Annotated in this window: 3 protein-coding genes and 1 pseudogene; 3 read left to right on the top strand and 1 reads right to left on the bottom strand. The window is 71.3% G+C overall.

Annotated features, from left to right (window positions below):
* The 3 genes and pseudogenes from CVO76_RS16320 to CVO76_RS16330 all read left to right on the top strand — a co-directional run.
* A pseudogene (locus CVO76_RS16320) lies at positions 1-202 on the top strand (acetoin dehydrogenase); the annotation flags it as partial.
* Entirely contained in the window at positions 199-1,092 is an 894-nt protein-coding gene (locus tag CVO76_RS16325) for an alpha/beta fold hydrolase (RefSeq protein WP_208740137.1), read from the top strand. The pseudogene CVO76_RS16320 and the gene CVO76_RS16325, both read left to right, overlap by 4 nt.
* A 54-nt stretch (positions 1,093-1,146) precedes the next feature.
* Positions 1,147-1,710, top strand: a complete 564-nt coding sequence (locus tag CVO76_RS16330) for a dihydrofolate reductase family protein (RefSeq protein ID WP_208740138.1) — start codon at positions 1,147-1,149, stop codon at positions 1,708-1,710.
* Between the two features lie 183 nt (positions 1,711-1,893).
* Here CVO76_RS16330 and CVO76_RS16335 read toward each other — a convergent pair whose 3' ends face one another.
* Positions 1,894-2,880, bottom strand: coding sequence for an alpha/beta hydrolase (locus CVO76_RS16335; RefSeq protein WP_208740139.1), 987 nt, complete (start codon positions 2,878-2,880; stop codon positions 1,894-1,896).
* Positions 2,881-3,132: the final 252 nt, after the last annotated feature.

Genomic DNA, 3,132 nt, shown 5'->3' on the forward strand with positions numbered 1-3,132 from the left:
CTTCGACAAGCTCCTCACCTTCCCCGCGGAACGGGCCGCCGAGCTCATGCTCGAGGCCGTGAAGACCCGCAGGCCCCGCCTGCTGATCGGGTTGAGCGCCAAGGTGCCCGACGTCGTCGCCCGGGTGGCGCCGATGTCCTTCGGCATGCTCGAGCGGCGCGCCTCGCAGCTCGTCCGCCTCGCCCGGACGGTCCGCCGGTGAGCGGGGCACGGGCCGGTCACGCGTCCGGACCGGCGGAATCCCGGCACGACGGCGGCTACCTGCGGGTGGACGGGATCCGCGTCCGCTTCCGGGACGAAGGCGCCCGGGAGAAGCCTCCGGTCCTCCTGCTGCACGGCATCGGCCGCAGCCTCGAGGACTGGGAGGGGCTGTACGGCCGGCTCGCGCCGGACCACCGTGTGATCAGCGTGGACCTGCCGGGCTTCGGGCTGTCCGAGCGCACCCGGGGGCGGTACTCGATGGAATCGATGGCGCGGTTCGTGCTCGCCGCGCTCGACACCCTGGGTGAGCACCGGCCCCTGCACCTGGTCGGCAACTCCCTCGGCGGGGCGGTCGCCATGAAGGTCAGCGCACTGGCGCCGCAGCGCGTCCGGAGCCTCGTGCTCGTGAACAGCGCCGGCTTCGGCAGGGAGGTCACGCTCGCACTGCGCATCCTCGCCATCACACCGGTGGGCCGCAGGCTCATGAAGGACAAGTCCCGCAAGGCCGCGTACCGCACCGAACGCGCCCTGTTCTACGACAGGAGGTTCGTGACCGAGGAACGCCTCGACCACGCGCAGGCCGTCGGCGCGAACCCCGGCCACGACGACGTCCTGCTCGCCGTCGCCCGCCACCTCGGCACCCTCAGCGGAGTACGCCGGCGCTGGCGGACCAGGCTGCTCCGCACCGTCGCGGCGCAGCGGAAACCGACGCTCGTGGTCTGGGGCGACGAGGACCGCGTCCTGCCGGCGTCGCACCTAAAGCATGCGCGCACGGTGTTCCCCCACGCGGAATTCCACCTCTTCGAGAAGTGCGGGCACATGCCGCAGATCGAGCGGGAGGAGGAATTCGACGCCCTCGTGCGGCGGTTCATCCGAGGCGTGGAGGACTAGTCCAGCCGCTCCCCCTCCCCTTACCTCCGCGCAGGGTCCGTGATGAGATGGACCATGACGCGCGTGATCTACTACACGGCCTCGACCATCACCGGCTTCATCGCCGACGAGCACAACTCCCTGGACTGGCTCTTCGCCGTCGAACCGCCCCCTCCGGGCTCCTACGAGCGATTCCTCGGCACCGTCGGGGTGCTGGTGCAGGGCTCGACGACGTACGAGTGGGTCCTCGCCTTCGAGGGGCTCCTCGACGATCCCGGCAGGTGGGGCACACTGTACGGCGAGCGTCCCACCTTCGTCTTCAGCACCAGGGACCTGCCGATCCCGGCGGGCGCGGACGTGCGGCTCGTCGCCGGTGACGTCCGCGCCGTCGTCGACCGGGTGAGGGAGGCCGCTGGTGGAAAGGACATCTGGATCGTCGGCGGCGGCGACCTCGCCGGCCAGTTCCTCACCGCCGGACTGCTCGACGAGATCCAGGTGGCCGTGGCACCTGTCGCGCTGCCGGGAGGCGCACCGGTGCTGCCCCTGCGCGTGGAATCGGACCGCCTCACGCTGCGGTCCGTCGAGCAGCAGGGGCAGTTCGCGTTCCTGACCTACGACGTCCGCCCCGGACCGCAGTAGGGCGGGGAGCCCCGTTCAGGACGCCCGCTCGGACGCGGCACCGCAGGTTCGGTTCCTCCCACTGGTCGGAGCCGATGAGTGGGCATACCGTTTCCTGCCCACTGATCGAGGCCGATCAGTGGGCGGGAGACCGGCGCGGCACGCCCCGCTGAACGGGCGGGAGACCGGCGCGGCACGCCCCGATCAGCGGTCGGCGGCCACCGACGGGACGTAGGCCCTGTGCCACCGGCCGAGTTCGGCGAAGAACGCGGCACGGGCCGGCTCGGGCGAGAGCGCGAGGTCATGGATACCACCCGCGATACGCACCAGGGTGACGAGCCGACCGAGCTTGGGGGCACGCCCCGCGATGTGGGCGACATCGAGCACCACGTCGGTCGACGAGATGCGGTCGGGCTCCGTCGTGGGGTTCGAGGTGGCGTCGGAACAGGCGACGAGGACGGGGCAGTCGATGGCGAGCCCGCGGTTGAGCTCTGCATGGCCGCGACGGACGGCACGCAGCCACCCCGCGACGACGGGGAAGCCGCCGTGCGGCTTCCACGCCAGGTCGTACTCCCAGGCCCCGCCGGTCTCCCGGTGCAGGTACCGGCCGTACGCGGAGCCGACCTTCCCGACCACGACGCGCGGCCGCAGCGTACCGATCCGGTGGACCGCCGCGGTTCCGAAGGTGCGCTGGAAGAGGCTCGCGTTGAGGTCGAACCACGGGCTGTTGAGGGCGAGCGCGTCGACGATCCCTCGACCGCGCCGCCGGTGGGCCCACAGGGACGTGACCAGCCCACCGGTCGAGTGCGCCATGACCACAAGGACGTCGTGGCCCTCGTCCTCCCGGATGATGCGCGCCGCCTCGTCGAGCTCCTCGTCGTAGTCCTCGAGAGCCGGAATGTAGTTCGGGGTCTGGTGCGCGCGGAGGGACCGTCCATACTTCCGCAGGTCCAGCGCGTAGAAGTCGAACCCGGCGTCCCGCCAGGCGTCGGCGAGGTCCGTCTGGAAGAAGTAGTCCACGAAGCCGTGGACATAGAGGACGGCCCGCCGGGATCCGCCGGGCACACGGCTGCGGACGAGCGTCGCGACGACCTCCCCCTCGTCGTCGGGCCGCAGCGGCAGCGTCCGCACCTCGTAGCCGGGCCCCAGGACGTCCTCGCGGTACTCGTCCTGGTGCTGTGTCGTCGTCACTGGCGGTCCTCCCTGCCTTCTCCGGGTGAACGGGACCTTTCCTGGCCGGCCCCGGGGCGATCCGCGACGTTCATCCGCCGTCCGATCCCCGTTCCCAGTGTGTCATCGGTCACCGATATGCTGTCGCCACCGCACACCAACAGGAGCTGATTCACCGTGTCATACAGCCTCACCCGGGGGCACCGTCGCGCACTCACGGCCATCGCCGTCGGCTGCGCCGCCGCCCTCACCCTCGCAGGGTGGGATCCCGGG

The organism is Arthrobacter agilis, assembly GCF_002953615.1.
Taxonomy (GTDB): domain Bacteria; phylum Actinomycetota; class Actinomycetes; order Actinomycetales; family Micrococcaceae; genus Arthrobacter_D; species Arthrobacter_D agilis_B.

What these genes read in the sequence shown, in the direction of transcription:
- CVO76_RS16330 (WP_208740138.1), top strand. Translation starts at nt 1,147, where the DNA reads ATGACGCGCGTGATCTACTACACGGCCTCGACCATCACCGGCTTCATC.